17 protein-coding genes are annotated in these 19726 nt (G+C 72.8%); 7 read left to right on the forward strand and 10 right to left on the reverse strand.

Annotated elements, in window-relative coordinates; genetic code table 11:
* The first annotated feature begins 117 nt into the window (after positions 1–117).
* Positions 118–3261, forward strand: coding sequence for an ATP-binding protein (locus tag ACFYZQ_RS09270; RefSeq protein ID WP_389143665.1), 3144 nt, complete (start codon positions 118–120; stop codon positions 3259–3261).
* Here ACFYZQ_RS09270 and ACFYZQ_RS09275 read toward each other — a convergent pair.
* The 3 genes from ACFYZQ_RS09275 to ACFYZQ_RS09285 all read right to left on the reverse strand — a co-directional run bounded on the left by ACFYZQ_RS09275 (position 3239) and on the right by ACFYZQ_RS09285 (position 5822).
* Positions 3239–4033, reverse strand: a complete 795-nt coding sequence (locus tag ACFYZQ_RS09275; RefSeq protein WP_389143668.1) for an ABC transporter permease — start codon at positions 4031–4033, stop codon at positions 3239–3241. The two genes, ACFYZQ_RS09270 and ACFYZQ_RS09275, sit on opposite strands and share 23 nt — an antisense overlap.
* A complete protein-coding gene (locus tag ACFYZQ_RS09280; RefSeq protein WP_389143671.1) occupies positions 4030–5016 on the reverse strand; it encodes an ATP-binding cassette domain-containing protein in 987 nt (328 codons plus the stop codon). The genes ACFYZQ_RS09275 and ACFYZQ_RS09280 overlap by 4 nt, the downstream gene beginning before the upstream one ends.
* Positions 5017–5315: 299 nt before the next feature.
* A complete protein-coding gene (locus ACFYZQ_RS09285) occupies positions 5316–5822 on the reverse strand; it encodes a hypothetical protein (protein WP_389143674.1) in 507 nt (168 codons plus the stop codon).
* Positions 5823–6084: 262 nt separating this feature from the next.
* Here ACFYZQ_RS09285 and ACFYZQ_RS09290 point away from each other — a divergent pair, with 262 nt between their 5' ends.
* The 3 genes from ACFYZQ_RS09290 to ACFYZQ_RS09300 are packed head-to-tail and all read left to right on the forward strand — an operon-like array spanning position 6085 to position 9279.
* Positions 6085–7191 (forward strand): sugar ABC transporter substrate-binding protein, encoded by a 1107-nt coding sequence (locus tag ACFYZQ_RS09290; protein WP_389143676.1) that lies wholly within the window; start codon positions 6085–6087, stop codon positions 7189–7191.
* 31 nt (positions 7192–7222) lie between these two features.
* Positions 7223–8002: an ATP-binding cassette domain-containing protein gene (locus tag ACFYZQ_RS09295; RefSeq protein WP_389143679.1), complete on the forward strand. Its 780-nt coding sequence runs from the start codon at positions 7223–7225 to the stop codon at positions 8000–8002.
* A complete protein-coding gene (locus ACFYZQ_RS09300; RefSeq protein ID WP_389143682.1) occupies positions 7993–9279 on the forward strand; it encodes a sugar ABC transporter permease in 1287 nt (428 codons plus the stop codon). Before ACFYZQ_RS09295 ends, ACFYZQ_RS09300 begins: the two co-directional genes overlap by 10 nt.
* A gap of 48 nt (positions 9280–9327) precedes the next feature.
* Here the strand turns inward: ACFYZQ_RS09300 and ACFYZQ_RS09305 are convergent, their stop codons facing one another.
* Complete coding sequence (locus ACFYZQ_RS09305; protein WP_389143685.1) at positions 9328–9714, reverse strand: hypothetical protein; 387 nt, start codon at positions 9712–9714, stop codon at positions 9328–9330.
* A 120-nt stretch (positions 9715–9834) separates the two neighbouring features.
* The gene (locus ACFYZQ_RS09310; protein ID WP_389143687.1) at positions 9835–10857 is read right to left on the reverse strand and encodes an alcohol dehydrogenase; all 1023 of its coding nucleotides are present in this window, start codon (positions 10855–10857) and stop codon (positions 9835–9837) included.
* 337 nt (positions 10858–11194) lie between these two features.
* Here ACFYZQ_RS09310 and ACFYZQ_RS09315 point away from each other — a divergent pair, with 337 nt between their 5' ends.
* Together ACFYZQ_RS09315 and ACFYZQ_RS09320 are read left to right on the forward strand one after the other, a co-directional pair.
* A complete protein-coding gene (locus ACFYZQ_RS09315; protein ID WP_389144712.1) occupies positions 11195–12253 on the forward strand; it encodes a PucR family transcriptional regulator in 1059 nt (352 codons plus the stop codon).
* 39 nt (positions 12254–12292) lie between these two features.
* Entirely contained in the window at positions 12293–12550 is a 258-nt protein-coding gene (locus tag ACFYZQ_RS09320; RefSeq protein ID WP_389143690.1) for a hypothetical protein, read from the forward strand.
* Between the two features lie 18 nt (positions 12551–12568).
* Here the strand turns inward: ACFYZQ_RS09320 and ACFYZQ_RS09325 are convergent, their stop codons facing one another.
* A complete protein-coding gene (locus tag ACFYZQ_RS09325) occupies positions 12569–13333 on the reverse strand; it encodes a TIGR03943 family putative permease subunit (RefSeq protein ID WP_389143693.1) in 765 nt (254 codons plus the stop codon).
* On the reverse strand, positions 13330–14421 hold the full coding sequence (locus ACFYZQ_RS09330; RefSeq protein ID WP_389143695.1) for a permease: 1092 nt from the start codon (positions 14419–14421) through the stop codon (positions 13330–13332). The genes ACFYZQ_RS09325 and ACFYZQ_RS09330 overlap by 4 nt, the downstream gene beginning before the upstream one ends.
* Positions 14422–14606: 185 nt before the next feature.
* Between ACFYZQ_RS09330 and ACFYZQ_RS09335 the strand changes: the two genes are divergently transcribed.
* Complete coding sequence (locus tag ACFYZQ_RS09335; protein WP_389143698.1) at positions 14607–16484, forward strand: NAD-binding protein; 1878 nt, start codon at positions 14607–14609, stop codon at positions 16482–16484.
* A gap of 112 nt (positions 16485–16596) precedes the next feature.
* Here the strand turns inward: ACFYZQ_RS09335 and ACFYZQ_RS09340 are convergent, their stop codons facing one another.
* The 3 genes from ACFYZQ_RS09340 to ACFYZQ_RS09350 all read right to left on the reverse strand — a co-directional run bounded on the left by ACFYZQ_RS09340 (position 16597) and on the right by ACFYZQ_RS09350 (position 19570).
* Positions 16597–17364 carry a hypothetical protein gene (locus ACFYZQ_RS09340; RefSeq protein ID WP_389143700.1) on the reverse strand — a complete coding sequence of 256 codons (768 nt, stop codon included), beginning with the start codon at positions 17362–17364 and terminating at the stop codon, positions 16597–16599.
* Complete coding sequence (locus ACFYZQ_RS09345) at positions 17361–17705, reverse strand: hypothetical protein (protein WP_389143703.1); 345 nt, start codon at positions 17703–17705, stop codon at positions 17361–17363. The genes ACFYZQ_RS09340 and ACFYZQ_RS09345 overlap by 4 nt, the downstream gene beginning before the upstream one ends.
* 74 nt (positions 17706–17779) lie before the next feature.
* Positions 17780–19570, reverse strand: a complete 1791-nt coding sequence (locus ACFYZQ_RS09350) for a prolyl oligopeptidase family serine peptidase (protein ID WP_389143706.1) — start codon at positions 19568–19570, stop codon at positions 17780–17782.
* Between the last annotated feature and the right edge of the window lie 156 nt (positions 19571–19726).

Genomic DNA, 19726 nt, shown 5'->3' on the forward strand with positions numbered 1-19726 from the left:
TTCTGCGGACGTGTGTGTCGCGGTCAGCATCCCGGTACCCGGCCCCGCTGCGTTCCCGGCCCGGTCCCGCTGGGCCGCTGCGGGCGTGATCCGCCGGACAGGCCCTAATCTTCGGGTGTGACTACCGAGTTGGCGCTGCTGTCCCGTGTCGCCTGCCGTGGGAAGGAGATCACCGCGCCCCGGCTGCGCGGGCTGCTGGCGTTGCTCGCGGCGGATCTGCGCACCGGGTGCAGTACCGGCCGGCTGGTGGAGGGGCTGTGGGCGGACGAGCTGCCCGAGCGGCCCGGCAAGGCGGTGCAGATCCTGGTGTCGCGGCTCAGGGCGCAGGTGGGTGCCGAGCTGGTGGTGAGCACGTCGACGGGGTACCGGCTGGCGCTGGACGAGACACAGGTCGACAGTTCCGCGCTGCTGCTGCACGAGGCGGCGAGTGCCGAACGCGCGAGGGCGGGGGATCACGAAGGCGCCTTGGAGCGGGCCGAGTCGGGCCTGGCTCTGTGGGACGGGAGTGTGGGCGCGGGGGCGGGTGAGGACCTGCGCGATCCGGTGGTGTCCCTCCGTGCCGACCGGGCGCGTACCCACCGTGCACTGGTGCGGTGCCGGGCGCTCGCCCTGGCCCGGCTGGGCCGGCGGGAGGAGGCGGCCGGGCCGCTGGCCGAGCTGGTCCGGGAGCTGCCGCGGGACGAGGAGGTGCTGGCGGAGCTGCTGCGCTGCGAGGCCGCCACGGCGGGCCGGGCCGCCGCGCTGACCCGGTACGACGCCTACCGCCGCGGGCTGCGTGACGCGCTCGGCACCGATCCGGGGCCCGAACTGAGGTCGCTGTACCAGGAGTTGCTGAACGCGGACGCGCCCCGGGTCCGTCAGGGCGTGCCGCACGAGCCGAACCCCCTGCTGGGTCGGGACGCGGACGTCGCCGCCGTGGCCGGGCTGCTGCGTGAGGCCCGGGTGGTCACGGTCATGGGGCCCGGCGGACTGGGCAAGACCCGTCTCTGCCACGCGGTGAGCCGGGCCGCCGAGCAGCCCGTGGTGCACTTCGTGCCCCTGGCCGGTGTCACCGCCGACGACGACGTGGCCGGTGAGGTGGCCTCGGCGGTCGGCACGGGGGACGGCCGGCAGTTTCCCGGCGGCGGGGACCCGGTGAGCGGGATCGTCGCCGCGCTGGGCACCGGTCCCGCGCTGCTGGTGCTGGACAACTGCGAGCAGGTCGTCGCCGGTGCGGCACGTCTCGTACAGGCACTGGTGTCCCGGTCGAAGGGGCTGCGGGTGCTGGCCACCAGCCGGGCTCCGCTCGGGCTGACCTCGGAGTCCGTGTACGCCCTGCCGGAACTGTCCCTGGCGACCTCCGTCGAGCTGTTCGAGCAGCGGGCGCGGGCGGCCCGGCCCGGTGTGGAACTCCCCGCCGGCACGGTGGCGGAGATCTGCCGTCACCTGGACGGGCTGCCGCTCGCCGTGGAGCTGGCCGCGGCCCGGGTGCGGGTGCTGTCCGTCGCCGACATCTCGCGCCGGCTCCGGGACCGTTTCGCGCTGCTGCGCGGCGGCGCCCGCGACGCGCCCGAGCGGCACCGCACGCTGCGGGCCGTGGTCGAGTGGAGCTGGAACCTGCTGGAGCCCGACGGCCGGGCGGCGCTGCGTGCGCTGTCGGTGTTCCCCGGAGGTTTCACGGAGGAGGCGGCGGAATACGTCCTCGGCGGGGTCGAGTCCCCTGGGGACGCGCTGCCCCTGCTGGAGCAGCTGGCCGACCAGTCCCTGGTCAAGGTGGGCGACAGTCCGTCCGGGGTGCGTTTCCACATGCTGGAGACACTGCGGGAGTTCGGTGCCGCCCAGCGTGCCGAGGCCGGCGAGGAGGAGATGGTCACCGACCGGTTCCTCGCGTGGGCGCGGGACTTCGGCCGCGCCCATCACGACGTGCTGTTCGGCGAGGGCGCGGCGGCCTCCTTCGCCCGTATCCGTACCGAGCAGGACAACCTCGTTCTGGCGCTGCGGCACGCCCTGGCCCGCGCCGACGGACCGACCACCGCCGCCCTCACCGCCGCGCTGGCCTCCTTGTGGTCCGCCGGCACCAACTACATCCGGCTCGCCGCCCTCGCCGCCGAGACCGGCGGGCCGCTGTCCCACTTCCACCCCGGGCCGGAGGACGTCGAGGCGGCGCGGAGCGCGGCGGTGGTGTGCACGGCCGGTCTGTTCATGGGCCACGGCCCGCGCGCCGTGCGCCAGCTCGTCACACTGCGCCGTCTGCCGCCCGCCCCGCCGGACACCGTGCTGCGGGCGCTGGCCGTCGTGCTGGGTGCCGTCCCGGACATGCACCCGCCGCGGTACGCACGGCTGCAGGAACTCTGCGACGCCGAGGAGCCCATGCTGGCGGGCATCGCGGCGGGCGTCGCCAGTTACGTGTGGGAGTCCGAGCACGACGCGGAACGCGCGCTCGAGTGCGCCCGACGGATGCTCGCCGCGCTGGCGCCGCTCGGCAATCCGCCCGTGCTGCTGCTCAGCCATGGGCGGATCAGCGAGTTGTGCCTCCAGACCGAGCGCGGCGCGGAGGCGTACGAGCATCTGCGGGCGGCGGAAGCGCTCGGCGAGTTCGGCGACTGGTCGGACGCGATCGGTGTCCGTGGCGGGCTGGCGGTCGCCTGTCTCCAGCGCGGGGAGGTCGACGAGGCCGAGTACTGGCTGGGCCTCGCGGCCCTGGAGCAGCAGCCGGAGTCCGCCGAGATCTACGCACAGGCCCTGCCGGCCCGGGCGGAGATCGCGCTGGCCCGGGGGCTGACCGAGATCGGGCTCGGCCTGTGGCGCCAGGCGGTGGAGCGGATACGGGAGGGCAGCCTGCTGCAGGTCGGCGATCCGTTCCTGGAACTGTGGCTGCTGCAGATGCGGGCGGCCGCGCTGGCGGCGCACGCGCAGCACGGCCGGCTGGAACCGGTGGCCCACCTGCCCGGGCAACTGCGGGAACGACTCCTCGACATGCTGTCCGGTCCCGTCGACGACAGGTCGCCGGTGGAACTGCAGGTGTACGGCACGGTCCTGCTGGCGCTCGGCTTCGCCGGGCTGGACCGCGGCGAGACGGCGGCCGTACGGCTGCTGGCGCTGGCGGAGCGGATGCCGGCCATGCGGGACTTCCCCACCCTGTCCTCGGCCCGGTCCCGGCAGGCGGCCGAGAACGCCGACAGGGCGGCGTACGCCGACGCGAGGTCGAGGTACGCCGCCCTGGGGCGGGAGGAGTTGCGGGCCGCGGCGCTGCACGAACTCAGCTCCGCGGCTCTCGGTTGAACCGCGCCTTGGACCAGAGGTAGCCCAGCACGGTCAGGCCCACGCACCAGCCGACCGCGAGCAGCGCGTTCTTCGTGCCGATCGCGTCGCCCAGCAGCAGTCCGCGCAGGGTCTCGATGGCGGGCGAGAAGGGCTGGTACTCGGCGAACCAGCGGAACCAGCTCGGCATGGCGTCCACCGGCACGAAGGCGCTGGACAGGAACGGCAGCATGACCAGCGGCGTCCCGATGTTGCTGGCCCCTTCGGCGTTGGGGCTGATCAGGCCGATACCGACCGCGAGCCAGGTCAGCGCGAGGCTGACCAGGGCCATCAGCCCGGCCGCCGCGATCCACTCCACCGGCGTCGCGTCGGGCCGGAAGCCGATGGCCACTCCGATGCCCAGGACCAGCGCCAGTGCCATCATCGTCTGGATCACACTGCCGATCACATGGCCGATCAGCACGGAGGCCCGGGAGATCGCCATGGTGCGGAACCGGGCCATGATGCCCTCGGTCATGTCGGTGGCCACGGACACCGCGGTGCCGAGCGAGGTCATGGCCACGGTCAGGAGAAGGATGCCGGGGACGAGGTAGGCGACGTACTCGGCCCGGTCCGCGTGACCGCCGGTGATGCCGGCGCTCATCACGTCGCCGAACACGTAGACGAAGAGCAGCAGCAGGATGACCGGGGTGAGCAGGAGGTTCAGGGTGAGGGAGGGGTAGCGGCGGGCGTGCAGGAGGTTGCGCCGCAGCATGGTGAGGTTGTCGCGGAGGGCGTGGGTGGCGGCGCTCATCGGACGGTCTCCTTGTCGGCGGACGCGGCGGGGGCGGAGTTGGCGGGGTCGGGGTTGCCGGTCAGGGCGAAGAACACGTCGTCCAGGTCCGGGGTGTGCACGGACAACTCGTCGGCCTCGATGCCGGCGGCGTCCAGCCAGTCGAGGATGGCGCGCAGCTCGCGCTGGCTGCCGCCGCTGGGGATCTGCAGGGCGAGCGCTTCGTCGTCCCGCGTGGCCTCGCGCAGTGCGGTGGCCGCCCGCTCGTACGCCGCCGGGTCGGAGAACCGCAGCCTCACGTGGCCGCCGGGCACGAGCCGCTTGAGCTCCTCGGCACTGCCCTCGGCGACGAGCCTGCCTCCGTTGAGCACGGCGATGCGGTCGGCGAGCTCGTCGGCCTCCTCCAGGTACTGGGTGGTGAGGAAGACGGTCGTACCGCCGGAGACCAGTTCGCGGATGATCTGCCACATGGTGTGGCGGGAGCGCGGGTCGAGGCCGGTGGTCGGCTCGTCGAGGAAGATGATCCGCGGACTGCCGACCAGGGTCATGGCGATGTCGAGACGGCGCTTCATGCCGCCCGAGTAGGTGGAGGCGGGCTTCTTCGCGGCCTCGACCAGGTCGAAACGCTCCAGCAGTTCGGCGGTGACCCGCCGTCCCTCCTGCTTGGAGAGGTGGTTCAGGTCCGCCATGAGGAGCATGTTCTCCTCGCCGGTGATCAGCCCGTCCACGGCGGAGAACTGCCCGGTCACCCCGATGGCGGCGCGTACCGCCTGGGCCTGGCCGGCGAGGTCGTGCCCGGCGATCCGCGCCTGTCCGCCGTCGGCGGAGATCAGGGTGGACAGGATGTTGACCATCGTGGTCTTGCCCGCGCCGTTCGGCCCGAGCAGCGAGAAGATCGTGCCCGCCGGCACCTGGACGTCGATGCCGTCGAGGACGGTCTTGTCTCCGTAGGACTTGCGCAACCCCGTGGCTGCGATCGCGAGTTCGTGGTCCGTCGTCGTCATGCCGTAGAGCTTGCGGCCGAGGCGGTTCAGGGCGGCTTCACCGCGGTTTCAGCCGCCCCGATCGAGCTTCAGCGCCCTGAAACCACTGCCCGGCTCCGGCCGTCCCCGCATCAGTCGGTGGAGCCCTTTCGGCAGAGCGGGGACGCAGTCGGGCGCGGTGTCGGCGAACTTGCCGGCCCGGATGACGTACGCGCCGTGGCCGGGGTCGGTGCGGGCCAGGGGGCAGGCGACCAGGAGGTGCCGGCCGGCGTGGATCCTGTCGGGCCGGAAGAGGGAGCACGCCCGCGTCCGGGCCTGGCTCAGGACGCGTTCGGCACGGGGGTGGGGCCGGTGCCTGTGAGGTGCGTGATGGTGCCGCCGAGGCTGGTGCGGAACCGCTTCAGCATCTTGGGCTGTGCGCTCACCACCCAGCGGGAGCCGACCAGGTAGGTGCCCTGGTACATGCCGATCGAGTCGAGCCAGGTCTTCTGGTACCGCTGCTCGGGGAACGTGGTGATGAGGTAGTCGCCGTCCTTGGTGTGGCAGACGCCTTCGCGGAGTTCCTCCGCGTCGACACGGATCCTGGCCTTGCAGCCCGTCAGCCCGGCGATGACCTCGACCTTGGCGGGGGCCACCACCTCGGCCTGCTGGGCGGATATCGCCGGGGTCTTCGACTTCCTGTCCCCGGGGGCCGCGTCGTCCTCACCTCCGCCGCAGGCCGCGGTCAGCGGGAGGAGGGCCAGACTGCCGGCCACGGCGGCACCGCGCGCCATACGGGCGGCGGAGTAGGCGTGGCCGGGGCGTGTACGCCGTTGCTGTGCGGGCACGTTGCGGCTCCGTATCCAGGCGGTTGCGGTACGACAGGGGGTACGGGTGAGCGACGGCGGGCGTTCACCCTGTCGGCACCGCCGCCCAGACCGTCCGGAGGCGTCGGCGACCTCATGCGGAGCAGCCCGGCGGCCGGGTTCGGCGGACGAACCCGATCTCCACCGCGCCACGGCCCCGAACGGGCCGTCCACGCCGCCTTGGTTACGCTTGGCGTAAACGCCCATTCAGGGTGCTATCAGACATTTCGCTGGGGAATCCAAGATGGGTCTCAGTGCCGGCCTTCAGGCCGTGAAGCGCAGGTCCCCCGGTCGTGCGGCCATGGCGATCGCGGTCGCCGCCGGCCTGGTCCTGGCCGGGGCCTGCGGCGGGAGCGGGGGCGGTGGGGACGGTCTCAGCGTCGGTGTCCTGATGCCGGGCGGCGGGGCCTCCCGGTTCGGGCGGTTCGACCGGCCGCTGATCGAGGAGAAGCTGAGGCAGATGTGCCCGCACTGCTCGGTGACCGTCGCCGCCACACCCGACCCGGCGGTCCAGCGGCAGCAGCTGGAGTCCATGATCACCAGGCGGGTGGACGTACTGATCGTCGCGGCCGTCGACCCGGAGCTGCTGCTTCCGTCGGTCGAGGACGCGCACCGGGCCGGCATTCCGGTCGTCGCCTACGACCGGCTCGCACAGGGCCCGATCGACGGGTACGTCAGCTTCGACGGCGCGCAGGTCGGCAGGCTGCAGGGCGAGGGGCTCCTGAAGGCCATGGGCAGGAAGGCCGACGGCGGCCAGATCGTCATGATGAACGGCGCCACGACCGACCCCAACGCCGGCTGGTTCGAGCGGGGGGCGCTCTCCGTCCTCAAGGGCAAGGTGAAGATCGGCAAGTCGTACGACACCGTCGGCTGGCGGCCGGAGAACGCCTACGTCAACATGACCGGCGCCATCGCCGCCCTGGGCGGGGCCCACATCAACGGCGTCCTGGCCGCCAACGACAGCCTCGCCGGCGCCGTGATCTCCGCTTTCAACGCCACCGACGTCACACCGCTGCCCCCGGTCACCGGCCAGGACGCCGACCTCGCGGGTGTGCAGCGCGTCGTCAAGGGCGACCAGACCATGACCGTCTACAAGCCCTTCAAGGCCGCCGCCGACGCCGCCGTCGAGATGGCCGTCGCCCTGGGACGCGGCAGGACTGCCGGGTCCGTCGCCACCGGCACCGTCGACAGCCCCACCACCAAGGACATCCCCTCGGTCCTCCTCCCGGCGGTCCCGGTGACCGTCCGCAACGTCAAGGACACCCTGATAAAGGACGGTATATACACGGTTGCACAGATATGCACCCCGGAGTTCCGGTCCGCCTGCGCCAAGGCGGGACTCGTCCGGTGAGCTCTTCCCGAAGGCGGAAGGAGGTGGCCTCGTGCCGGTTCAGCCCCTGCTGGCGCTGCGCGGCGTGTCCAAGCGGTTCGCCGCCGTCCACGCGCTGGTGGACGTCGAGCTGGAGATCAGGGCCGGTGAGGTGGTCGCTCTCGTGGGCGACAACGCCGCCGGCAAGTCCACGCTGGTCAAGGTGATCTCGGGGGTCGGCCCCGCCGACAAGGGCGTCATCGAGTGGCAGGGCGCCGCCATCCAGATCAAGCGCCCCCAGGACGCCCAGGTCCTCGGGATCGCGACCGTCTACCAGGACCTCGCGATGTGCGACAACCTCGACGTCGTCGGCAACCTCTTCCTCGGCCGGGAGATCCACCGGCGCGGCATCCTCGACGAGGTGGAGATGGAGCGCCACACCCGCGAGCTGCTGCACACCCTGTCCATCCGCATCCCCGACGTCCGCGCGCCGCTCGCCTCGCTGTCCGGCGGCCAGCGGCAGGCCGTCGCGATCACCCGCTCCCTCCTCGGCGAACCCAGACTGCTCCTGCTCGACGAGCCCACCGCCTCCCTGGGCATCGAGCAGAGCACCCAGCTCCTCGACCTCATCGAGGAACTGCGCGACCGGGGCCTCGGCATCCTCCTCATCAGCCACAACATGGGAGACATCAAGGCCGTCGCCGACCGGGTCGCCGTGCTGCGTCTCGGCCGCAACAACGGTGTCTTCGACGTGAACACCACATCCCAGGAACAGATCATCTCCTCCATCACCGGCGCGGCGGACAACGCCGTCGCCCACCGCCGGACCCTCCCGGAGGAGACGTGGCCGTGAGAGGGAGAGGGACCCGGGCCGGTGCCCCCGACGCCGAGTCCGACGCCGACCGGGGCCACGACGGGCGCGGGCGGTACGCCGGACGCCTGAGGGTGTACGGCGGCGCGGTACGCCGAAGAGTGCGCGAAAGGGTGCACGAACGCGACCTCGGCGCCGCCCCGGTCCTGCTGGCCCTCGCCGTGATCTGGACGGTCTTCGAGGCCCTCAACGACAACTTCCTCTCGCCGCGCAACCTGTCCGTCATCAGCGTGGACATCGTCGGGACCGGGATGATCGCCGTCGGCATCGTGTTCGTGCTCCTGATCGGCGAGATCGACCTGTCGGGGGGCTCGCTCGCGGGCCTCGCGGGCGCCGTGTTCGCCGCGCTGGACGTGAACCTCGGCATGCCTGAATGGCTCGCCGTGATCATCGCGGTGGCCTGCGGTGCGGCCGCCGGGTCCGCCCAGGGGTTCCTCTTCGCCAGGATCGGGGTGCCCGCGTTCGTCGTCACCCTCGCGGGCCTGCTGGGCTGGAACGGCCTGATGCTCTACCTGCTCGGGCCGGACACCACCATCAACTTCAGCGACGACGGGCTGGTCGCCCACCTGACCAGCCGCTACTTCGACACCGTCGTCGCCACCTACGGCCTGGCGGCCGCGGGCACCGCCGCCTACCTCCTCGTCACCTACCGCGACCACAAGCGCCGCAGCGCCGCCGGGATGCCGTACCGGCCGGTGGCCGAGATCTGGGTGCGCACGGCCCTCCTCGGGCTGGTCGCGTTCGCCACCGTCCATGTGCTGGACCGGTTCGAGGGCCTGCCGCTGGCTCTGCTGATCTTCCTCGCGGTCGTCGTCGCCTCCGACCTCTTCCTGCGCCGCACGCCCTACGGCCGGCAGGTCCTCGCGCTGGGCGGCGGTGTGGAGGCGGCCCGGCGGGCCGGCGTCGACGTGGCGCGCGTGCGGATCGCGGTGTTCGTGGTGTCGGGTGCCCTGGCGGCGGTCGGCGGCCTGTTCGTCGCGTCGCGGCTCACCTCGGCGAGCCAGGTCCCGGGCTCCGGCATGCTGCTGATCAACGCCATCGCCGCCGCCGTCATCGGCGGCACCAGCCTGTTCGGCGGACGCGGTTCGACCTGGTCCGCACTGCTCGGGGTGCTGATCATCCAGTCGATCGGCTCGGGCATGGCGCTGCTGGACGTCGAGCCCCCGGTCCAGTTCATGGTCACTGCCGGGGTGCTGCTGACCGCGGTGGTCTTCGACTCGCTGGCGCGGCGCGCCGCGGAGTCGCGCGGGCGGGTCTGAGGGAAGTCGGACCGGTGTCGCTCCGCGCGGCTCCGTACCGCTTCGGCGTTACTCCTTCCGCCTGCCGCGCAGCAGCCAGGTGGCTCCACCGATGGCCAGGGCGACCGGCCACTCGAGAGCGCCTGCCACGGTCAGCGCTCCCAGGCCTCCGTAGAAGACCAGGTCCCGGTTCTGCATGCTCGCGGGCAGGTTCTTCACGTTGGCGGGCAGGTTCTTCATGTCGGGCATCGAAACCGGAGGACGGAACCTGCGGGCCTGGGTGCCCGTGCCGTCGGTGTGCGATGTCCCGGTCCGCTCCTGCCGAGGCTGGGGGCCCTCACGCACGGGGCTCATGCGCGTGCGCTCCGTTCTCGGCAGCCCCTTCTGGGCCCGCACGCGTTCGGCGGGCTCGAGGGTGGTCAGAGCGGCAGCGGACTGCTTCGCTGAATCGGCCATCCCGTCTCCTCCTCTCGTGTCGAGTCGGTGCGGATGTGCTCCTTCCATCCTCGCGCGATTCGGCGCCGCCCTCACGGCGTCGGCTCGTGCAGATCGCGGACGCCCGTCGGCGGGGCCGGGTCAGCCCGTGGTGAGCACCATCCGGAAGCGGGGGGCGCCCGACAGCATCCGCTGGTATGCCGCGTCCGTCTCACCCAGGGGCATGATCTCGGTCATCGGACGGATGCCGTGCAGGGCGCTGAAGGCCATGGTGTCCTCGACGTCCTGGGCGGTCCCGGACGGATGGCCGCGGACGATCTTCCCGGTCATGAGGAGCTGGTTGGGGCTGATCCCGAGGGGTTCGACGTCCGCGCCGATGACCACCAGCTCACCCCGGGCGCGCAGGCCGTCCACGGTCGCCGTGATGGCGGCGGAGTTGGCGGCGGTGGCGAGGACCGCGCCGGCGCCGCCGAGGGACCGCAGGGTGTCCGCGACGGGGGTGTCCCCCGTGCTGTCGATGTAGTGGTGGGCGCCGAGCTGCTTGGCGAAGTCGGCCTTGTCGGCCCCGCGGGCGATGGCCACGGTTTCGAAGCCCATGGCGGCGGCGTACCGCACCCCGAGGTGGCCCAGGCCGCCGATGCCCAGCACGGCCACCAGATCGCCGGGACGCGCCGAGCTGCGCCGCAGCCCGTTGAACACCGTCACGCCCGCGCAGGCCAGGGGCGCCGCGTCGGTCGGTGCCAGCGCGTCGGGGACACGGGCCAGGGCGTCGGCCGGTGCGATCACCTTCTCCGCGTAGCCCCCGTCGTACGCCCAGCCGGGGACCTTCAGGGTCTCGCAGGTGACGAAGTCGCCCTTCCGGCACGAGGTGCAGTGGCCGCAGCTGCCGCCGAACCAGCCCACCGCGACCCGGTCGCCCACCCGCCAGACGTCGTCCGTCCCCGGGCCCACCACCTCGATGCGCCCGACGATCTCGTGCCCGGGGACCACCGGGAACCGGACCCCCGGCACCATGGCGTTCACGAACAGGACGTCGCTGTGGCAGATCCCGCAGGCCTCCACGGCGATCCGTACCTGGCGCGGTCCCGGCTCCGGCACCTCACGCTCGACGATCTCGAACCGGCCACCTGCTTCGGCCACCTGCGCCACTCGATGCGTACTCATGGGGGTCTCCCCGGGTGAGGATGCGATTCGGATGCGGATCCGACAGGACACCCCCGCACACCATCAGACCAGCTCCGGCCCGTTCACGCGCGTCAGGCCCCCGCCGACGCACAGGTTCACGGGTGTCACGGACCGAGGCCCCGTTGCCGGAGCCGGCGATCTGCCGGGCTCCGGCATCGGGACCATCCGCAGTGCTCCCCTCTGGCCATGGTGCACGCCCCACGCACGCCCGCGCATTGCCGGTTTCCGGCAGTGTTCATTAGGGTCTGCGTGCCGGGGGGCCGTAAGGAAGGCCATGAGGACAGCGTCACCGGCACTGCAGAACCGGGGGAAAGACGTGACGGGGCATGAGATACCCGACCAGTATCTGCGCGGGTACGCCCAACTCCTGGCGGACGTCTCCGCCACCGGCCGGCGCCTGACCCGGGACGAGATCGAGGACCGGCGTGTCCTGGGCGAACAGGCCGCCGAGGCCGGCCACGGGCTGCGCGCCCTGGTCCGCGCCCACCTGGCCGCCACCCGCGCCGACTGGCCCGGCGGCCCCGGCTCCGCCGACAGCACCCTGGCCGCCGTGCAACAGGCCGTCGACGCCTTCGCCGAGGGCTACGAACGCGCCCAGCGGCACGCCGTGCGCCAGGAGGAGGCCGCCCGCCGGGAGTTCATCGACGACCTGCTCCACGGCCGCAGCGACCTCGGCCGCCTCGCGGAACGCGCCGAACGCTTCGGCCTGCGCCTGTCCCGGACCCACGCGGTCGCCGTGGCCGAGGGCCCGACCGCGTACGACGAGAGCGGTCCGGTCCCCCGGCAGGTGGAACGTTCCCTCATCGCCCGGTTCGGCGACCGCAGCATCCTGCTCACCACCAAGGGCGGCCGGATGCTGTGCGTCGCGCCGGGCGACCAGGACGAGATCCTCACCCACTTCGCCCAGCAGGCGCACGCGGCCACGGAGGGCGGCCGGGTCGCCATCGGCCGCTCCCAGCCCGGCGCCGGCGGGGTCGTCCAGTCGTACGAGGAGGCCCTCAACACCCTTGAGCTGGCCGAACGGCTGCAGATGGCGGAGCCGGTGCTGCGCGCCGCCGACTTACTCGTCTATCCCGTCCTCACCCGCGACCGCCAGGCCCTGGCCGACCTCGTGCGCGGCGCCCTGGGTCCGCTCACCGCCGCCCGGGGCGGCGCCCAGCCGCTCCTGGACACCCTTACGGCCTATTTCGACTGCGGCTGTGTGGCCGCCGAGGCCGCCCGCCGGCTCTCGCTGAGCGTGCGCGCCCTGACCTACCGGCTGGACCGCATCCACCGCCTGACCGGCGCCAACCCGGTCGACCCCGCCCACCGGTACATGCTGCAGACCGCCGTGATCGGGGCCCGGCTGCTGGACTGGCCCGCCAGACAGCTGTGACGTGCTGCGCTTTGGGCGGGCCTGGCGCATGGTGGTGGCATGAGTACGGGTCCTCCTGTGGTGGTGCTGCCGCCGGCCGCGGACGGTGGGCGGCAGGTGACGGTGCGCGGTGAGCGCGTGGGGACGGCGTACGACCTGTTCGACGTGCTGGATCTCGTGCACCGTGCCGGGCTGCCCGCCGTGGACCAGGCCGTCGACGATCCCGACCTGATCGAGTGGCGCGGCGGCGGGCCGTACGACTGGAACGGGGGTGCCGCCGAGGCCGGCGCCGACCGGGGCGGTACGGGCGGCCCGTGAGCCGGGCCGCCGCCGGGGTCAGGTGTTCCAGCTCTCGTCGTACGGATCGTGCGGCGTCGGCACCGGACGGGCGGCGGTCACCTTCACGAACGGGATCGGTCCGTTGTTGACCGGGTCCCTGACCTGCTTCGGCGTGTACGCGCCCGTCACTTCCAGCCAGCTGTCCGGCTGCAGCACCGGCGGGATCTTCCCCGTCAGGCCGATCTTCACCGGCTGGGCGTCGGCGGCACAGCAGTTGAGGGCCATCCGGACCAGGTAGGGGGTGCCGGAGCGGTCGAGGGCGACGAACCCGGTGATGCGGACCTGACGGCCGCCGAGGGAGCGTCCGTGGTCGTAGACCGCGCGGCCCGCGTAGTCGACCAGGCTGATCGGTACGGGGTTCCCGGCGGGCAGGGTCGTGTAGCCGTACGGGTGCTGCAGGGCCGTGCCGGTGCGCATGGCGCTGTAGGAGCCCAGGGCGGGCGGGGCGACCAGGATCAGGGCGAGGAGGGGCAGCACGAGGAGCCAGGAGATACGGGGCTCGCGGTGCGTGTGGGCGTGACCGTGGTCGTCGGACTCCGGGCCGTGGTCGTCGGGCTCCGGGTCGGTGGAGGGCTTGCCGCGGCCGCGTTTCCACTCGTACCAGGCCGTCGCCAGCGCCGTCACCACCAGCACCGCCCCGGCCGTCAGCAGCAGCGGCTGCAGCCCCGCCTTCACATAGCGCAGGTACAGGTCGGTGAGGCCCGCGTGGAGCAGAGCCGCGCCGGTCAGGAACAGGACCGCCGCCTGGGCCTGCCGGTTCACAGCAGCACCGCCGAGGTGAGCACCGCGCCCGCGATGGCGAGGGCGAAGGTGGCGGGGGCGAAGCGCACGGCGAAGCCCCGGCCGAAGGTGCCCGCCTGCATCGCGAACAGTTTCAGGTCGATCATCGGGCCGACCAGCAGGAACGCCAGCTTGGCCGTGAGCGAGAACTGGGTGAGCGAAGCCGCCACGAACGCGTCCGCCTCCGAGCAGATCGACAGCAGTACGGCGAGGACCGCCAGGGCCAGGATCGCCACCGCCGGGTTGCCGGCGGCGGTGCGCAGCCAGCTCGCCGGGGCCACCGCCTTCAGCGTCGCCGCGGCCATCGCGCCGAGCACCAGGAAGCCCCCGGCGTGCACCATGTCGTGCCGGACCGACCCCCAGAACGCCTCCCCCTTGCTCTGCCCCTCGTGCGGGGCGTGCGCGGGCTGGCGGATCCAGTCGGTGCGGCCGACACGCTGCCAGAGCCAGCCCATCACGCAGGCCACCAGCAGGCTCCCGGCGAAACGGGCCAGCACCATCTCGGGATCGCGCGGGAAGGCGACGGCCGTGGCGGTCAGCACGATCGGGTTGATCGCCGGGGCGGACAGCAGGAACGCGATCGCCGCGGCGGGCGTGACCCCGCGCCGGACCAGCGCCCCGGCCACCGGGACGGACGCGCACTCGCAGCCCGGCAGCACCGCGCCCGCCATCCCGGCGACCGGCACGGCGAGAGCGGGCCGGCTGGGCAGGGCCCGGGCGAAGAACGCCGGCGGCACGAACACCGCGATCGCCGCCGACAGCAGGACACCGAGGGCGAGGAAGGGCAGAGCCTGGACGACCACCGCCACGAACACCGTCATCCAGCTCTGCATGACCGGGGTGGACAGCGCGCCGCGGACCCGGCCCTGGAAGAGGACCACCAGGAGCAGCAGCAGGGTCAGGGCGAGTGGCGAGTTGAGGTGCCAGCCGTCCCGGCCCTGCCGTCCGCCGGCTTCGGGCCGCGCGTCGGACCGTGCTTCGGACTGCGCGTCCGACTGCGCGTCCGACCGTGCTTCGGGCGGCGCGTCGTGCGGGACTCGCCCGGGCGGGGCTTCTTCGGTGACGGCCACGGGTGGGTACCTCCGCGTGCGGGCGCCGGCCCGCGATCTCGGTGCGTGTTCTCCCTCCCCATCAGTACGGCACGCGGGCCCCGGGCGTTCAGGTGATCGCTGGAACCACCCGTCCCCTTGGGGCAGTCTTCTCCCTTGTGGCGAGCGTTCCGTATCAGGGTGGGCACGGTGGTGCGCCCGCGCACATGGTGGTGTGCGGGGACGACGGGCTCGCGCACCGGCTGGCGGCCGAGTTGCGCGGGGTGTACGGGGAGCAGGTGACGCTCGTCGTACCGCCGAACGAGCGCACGGTGCGACCACCGGTCGTCGGACGGGCGCGGGCCGCCTCGGCGGCGCTGCTGGACCGCGTGGTGAACGCCACGGTGGGGCGCGGCCCCGGGGCTCCGGGCGGCAACGGCAGCGGTGGCGGAAACGGCGAACCACCACGCGGCGAACGGCTGTTGGAGACGGTCGAACCCAGCGAGGCCGTGCTCGCCGAGGCGGGTGTCGAACAGGCCGTCGCCCTGGCCCTCGTGTACGAGGACGACGAGACCAACATCCGTGCCGCGCTCACCGCCCGGCGCCTCAACCCACGGCTGCGGCTCGTCCTCAGGCTGTACAACCGCCGGTTGGGACAGCACATCGAGGAACTCCTCGACCAGGCCGCCACGTTGGCCGGGAACGACGCGGCCGCGGGCGACGCGTCCACGGTCGTGCTGTCCGACGCCGACACCGCCGCGCCCGCGCTGGCCGCCACCGCGGTCGCCGGCACGAGCAAGGTCGTGCAGACCGACGAGCTGCTGCTGCGCGCGGTGGAGCGGCCCCCGCCGGCGCCGGGGCAGGTCGCCGACCCGGGGCTGTGCACACTGGCCCTGCTGTCGGCGACCAGCAGTGACCCGGCCGGGGCGGACGGATCGGAGGGCAGCGGGGAACAGGGGCCGCGGCTGCTGCCCGACCCGGCGGAGGTGGCTGCCGCCACCGGGCGCGGGACGGTGGTGCTGGAGCAGGTGTCGTACTCCGCCGGGGCACCGCTGGCCACGGGGCGTGGGGTCGCGGGTGTACCGCCGTTCGCGTCGCTGTTCTCGCGACGGCTCAGGTGGTCGCTGGCCGGGATGATCGGCTGCGTGGTGGCGCTGGCCGTCGCCCTGTCCGTGGTGACCGGGATCCATCCGCTGAGCGCCTTCTACCTGACGCTGCTGGACATGTTCGCGATCGACGACCCGGCCATCGGAAAGTCCCTCGGACGGCAGATCCTGCAACTGCTGTCCGGGCTGGTGGGGCTGCTGATGCTGCCGGTGCTGCTGGCCGCGGTCCTGGAGGCGCTGGGCACCTTCCGGACCGCGTCCGCGCTGCGCAAGCCGCCCCGAGGACTCGGGGGACACGTGGTGCTGCTGGGCCTCGGCAAGATCGGCACGCGGGTGCTGACGCGGCTGCGGGAGCTGCACATCCCGGTGGTGTGCGTGGAGTCCGACCCCGAGGCGCGCGGGCTGGCCGTGGCGCGGCGGCTGCGGGTCCCGGTGGTGCTGGGGGACGTGACCCAGGAAGGGGTGCTGGAGGCCGCCAAGATCCACCGGGCGCACGCCCTGATGGCGGTGACCAGCGCGGACACCACCAATCTGGAGGCGGTGCTGTACGCGCGGTCCGTGCGGCCCGATCTGCGGGTGGTGCTGCGGCTGTACGACGACGACTTCGCGACCGCCGTGTACCGCACCCTGCGGGCCGCGCACCCGCACGCGCAGACCCGGAGCCGGAGTGTGACGCATCTGGCCGCGCCGGCCTTCGCGGGGGCGATGCTCGGCCGCCAGATCCTTGGGGCGATTCCGGTGGAGCGGCGGGTGCTGCTGTTCGCCGTGGTGGACGTCGGCGGGCATCCGCAGCTGGAGGGGCGGACCGTTCAGGACGCGTTCCGGGCCGGGGCCTGGCGGGTGCTCGCGCTGGAGGGGCGGCCCGACGTGGACGAGCGCCATGTGCTGCGGGCGGAGGACCGGGTGCTGCTGGCCGCCACCCGGCGGGGGCTCGCGGAGCTGCTGGGCCGGCGCGGGGCGCCCGGCCGGCCCGGTGGGCCGACCGGAGAGGGGCTGTGAGACGACGGGCCCGCACCGGGCGCCCCAGGGGGCGTCTTGTGGATCATGCCGGGGTCGGCCGGAAGGCCCCGTGACCCACAGCCGGCCTGATCCACAAGACACCCCCTCGGCGTCAGAGCGTTTCCCCGCCGTCGGTCGCGGCCCCGGCCGCGTAACGCTCCTGCGGGGTCTTCGACCGGTGCCGCGGGGTGGTCCGCCGGGGCGGTCGCGTCAGGGTGATCTGCCGGACCAGCTGCTGGAAACAGGCCAGCGCCGCGACCCCTGGTAAGGCGGCCGTGGCCGTGGCCGCGATGGTCCGCGGCGCCTGCACCACGCAGAGCAGCACCGCGACGGAGGAGAAGAGGAGAACGACGAACCACGAGTGGACGGCGCGACGCTGGTGCAGGGCCGCGCGCAGGATGGACAGCGACCCGGCCATCCAGGGGCCGTAGACCAGCAGGGGCCACCAGGCGTCGGCACCGTCCCGGCCGTGCGAGGTGATGACGAGCAACGGCTCGTAGGTGGCGACGCCACTGAAGACGCTCACCATCGACACGATGACCGCGCCCAGCGCGGCGAGGACACAGCTGGCGATGCGCAGACCACCCGGTCGTCTGCGGGGCGCGGGTCTGCGATGACCCCGGCGGGACGAACGCACCGGCGGCAGCTCGGCGGTGAGGTCCTGCAGCTGCCTCATCGGGCTGCCGGCCGCGGGAGCGGTGACCGGCACCTCGTCCCGGGGCGGCGGCACCGTCTTCGCGTATTCCTCCTGGCCGGCCTTCTGCAGCAGATAGGCGAGTTCCTCGGCCGGGTCCCAGCTCGGGTCCGGCGCCGCCTCGTCGAAATCGTCCAGGTAATCGGTGGTGCCGTGCCACATACGGCCGTAGCGTTCGTCACTCATGAGAACGACAGCGCGCAGGCCCATCGACCGGCGAGATCGGATTCCGCTTGACGGACATCGGTGAGGAAATTCTGCAACAGTGGATCGGTGACCTGCAGTACGACAGGCACACCGTTCTTACTGAGGATGCCCGGGGTGTAGACGTACGGCCCTACCGTCACCCCGTAGAGGCCGGGCGCCTTGCCAGGATCGCTTGCATTCGCCATGCCCCGACTAACGGCGGCCCTTTTCACTTGGATGCGCGGCGATCGGGTGAATGGCCGCGCGGTAAAGCGCTTTGAATTACCGCGCGGATTCATACAAGATTCGCCCGGATATTCAGACTGGATACGAAGTCGCATTGCACACGGTCCACCGTGTGCGGGGCCGTGCCGCGGGGCCGTGCCGTGCGGACGCGCACGGCCCCAAGGCCCGCTCACACCGCCGTCGTGCGCGCCTGCTCCAGGTGCCTCGCCGCGAAGTCCAGCTCCAGCCGCACCTGCTTGATCCGCTCGTCCACCACCAGGGATCCGTGCCCCGCGTCGTAGCGGTACACCTCGTGCACGGCGCCGCGGGACTCCAGACGCTTGACGTAGTTGTCGATCTGACGGATGGGGCAGCGGGGGTCGTTCACGCCGGCGGAGATGTAGACGGGTGCCTTGACCCGGTCGACGTAGGTGAGCGGGGAGGAGGCCTCGAAGCGGTCCGGGACCTCCTCGGGGGTGCCGCCCAGGAGGGTGCGGTCCATGGCCTTCAGGGCTTCCATCTCGTCGTGGTACGCGGTGACGTAGTCGGCGACCGGGACGACGGCGATGCCCAGGGTCCAGTCGTCCGGCTGGGTGCCGATGCCGAGCAGGGTGAGGTAGCCGCCCCAGGAGGCGCCGGTGAGGATGAGCCGGGAGGGGTCGGCGAGGCCGGAGGAGACGGCCCACTCGCGGACCGCGGCCACGTCCTCCAGCTCGATCAGGCCGACCCGGTGCTTCAGCGCGTCGGTCCAGGCCCGGCCGTAGCCCGTGGAACCCCGGTAGTTGACCCTGACCACCGCGTACCCGTGGTCCACCCAGGCGGCCGGGCCCGCGGCGAAGGAGTCGCTGTCGTGCCAGGTCGGCCCGCCGTGCAGATCGAACACCGTGGGCAGGGGCCCCGTCGCACCGGCCGGCTTCTGGACCAGGGCGTGGATCCGTCCGCCGGGTCCCTCCACCCACACGTCCTCCACGGGGACCGAGCCCGGGCTCTTCAGACCGGGCGGGTCCAGGACCACCCGGCCCGTCGTCGAGCGCACCGACGACGGCTCGGCGGCCGACGACCACAGGTACTCCACGCTGCCGTCGGGGCGGGCCGTCGCGCCGGACACCGTGCCCGGCGGGGTGGGGATCCTCGTCAGCTCCCGGCTGCCCAGGTCGTACCGGAACAGCTCGCTTCGGGCCTCGAAGCTGTGCGCGATCAGCAGCGCCGAGCCGTCCGGGTACCAGTCCGCGCTCACGTCGCCCGGCAGGTCCAGCGCCAGGTCCGTCTCCTCGCCCGTGACGACGTCCCAGACCAGGGGCTCCCACCGGCCGCGCCGCTGGTGCCCGATGAGCAGCCGCGGATCGGCCTCGCGCGGGGCGAAGCCCAGCACCTCCAGACCCAGCTCCTCGGCGCCGCCCTTGGTGTCGTCCAGTTCGGCGACCGCCGTGCCGTCCGGGCGCAGCACGCGCAGCGCCGAGTGCATCGCGTCACCGTGCTCCGTGTGCTCGATCGCGATGAGGGAGCCGTCGTGGGAGAGGTCCCCGACGCCCGCCGACTCGCGGTGCCGGTACAGCTCGAAGGGGGCCTCGCCCTCGCGTGCCACGTGGATCGTCGAGCCCTCGTCGTCCGTGGAGCGGCCCACGACCGCCGTGCGGCCGTCCCGGGACAGGGCCAGGCCCGCCGGATAGGAGGGCTCCAGGCCGGGAGTGGCCGGTTCGTCCGCACCGCCCGTGAACGGCTGGCGGCGCCACACCCCGAACTCGTCGCCGTCCTTGTCGTCGAACCACCAGATCCAGGCGCCGTCCGGGGAGAGCACGCCGTCCGTCGTGCCGTTCGGCCGGGACGTCACCTGACGCTGCTCTCCCGTCACCCGGTCCCAGGCGTACAGCTCGTACGTGCCCGTCGCGTTCGACACGAACAGGGACCGGTCGGGCGCGTCCTCGGCCCAGTCGGGCAGTGACACCCGCGGCGCCCGAAAGCGCTTTACCCAGTCCGGCATGTTGCTCTCACTCTGTGCCCCAGTCATGCGCCCATACTGCCCGTCGCCGCCGACGAATAGCTGGCGAGTGTGCGTAGCCTGTGGACAACTTTTGCGATCATGCAGGCGCCGAGGGCCCCTGGGGACGGGGGTGCGGGGGCGTCGCCGTACCGTTGA

It is taken from the genome of Streptomyces sp. NPDC001843 (genome assembly GCF_042891955.1).
Classification (GTDB): domain Bacteria; phylum Actinomycetota; class Actinomycetes; order Streptomycetales; family Streptomycetaceae; genus Streptomyces.

Excerpts from the sequence above, each read along its gene's own strand:
- ACFYZQ_RS09275 (WP_389143668.1), bottom strand. The coding sequence starts at position 4,033 with ATGAGCGCCGCCACCCACGCCCTCCGCGACAACCTCACCATGCTGCGG.
- ACFYZQ_RS09350 (WP_389143706.1), bottom strand. The coding sequence starts at position 19,570 with ATGCCGGACTGGGTAAAGCGCTTTCGGGCGCCGCGGGTGTCACTGCCC.
- ACFYZQ_RS09280 (WP_389143671.1), bottom strand. The coding sequence starts at position 5,016 with ATGACGACGACGGACCACGAACTCGCGATCGCAGCCACGGGGTTGCGC.
- ACFYZQ_RS09335 (WP_389143698.1), top strand. The coding sequence starts at position 14,607 with ATGGTGGTGTGCGGGGACGACGGGCTCGCGCACCGGCTGGCGGCCGAG.
- ACFYZQ_RS09305 (WP_389143685.1), bottom strand. The coding sequence starts at position 9,714 with ATGGCCGATTCAGCGAAGCAGTCCGCTGCCGCTCTGACCACCCTCGAG.
- ACFYZQ_RS09345 (WP_389143703.1), bottom strand. The coding sequence starts at position 17,705 with ATGCGACTTCGTATCCAGTCTGAATATCCGGGCGAATCTTGTATGAAT.
- ACFYZQ_RS09320 (WP_389143690.1), top strand. The coding sequence starts at position 12,293 with ATGAGTACGGGTCCTCCTGTGGTGGTGCTGCCGCCGGCCGCGGACGGT.
- ACFYZQ_RS09310 (WP_389143687.1), bottom strand. The coding sequence starts at position 10,857 with ATGAGTACGCATCGAGTGGCGCAGGTGGCCGAAGCAGGTGGCCGGTTC.
- ACFYZQ_RS09290 (WP_389143676.1), top strand. The coding sequence starts at position 6,085 with ATGGGTCTCAGTGCCGGCCTTCAGGCCGTGAAGCGCAGGTCCCCCGGT.
- ACFYZQ_RS09340 (WP_389143700.1), bottom strand. The coding sequence starts at position 17,364 with ATGAGTGACGAACGCTACGGCCGTATGTGGCACGGCACCACCGATTAC.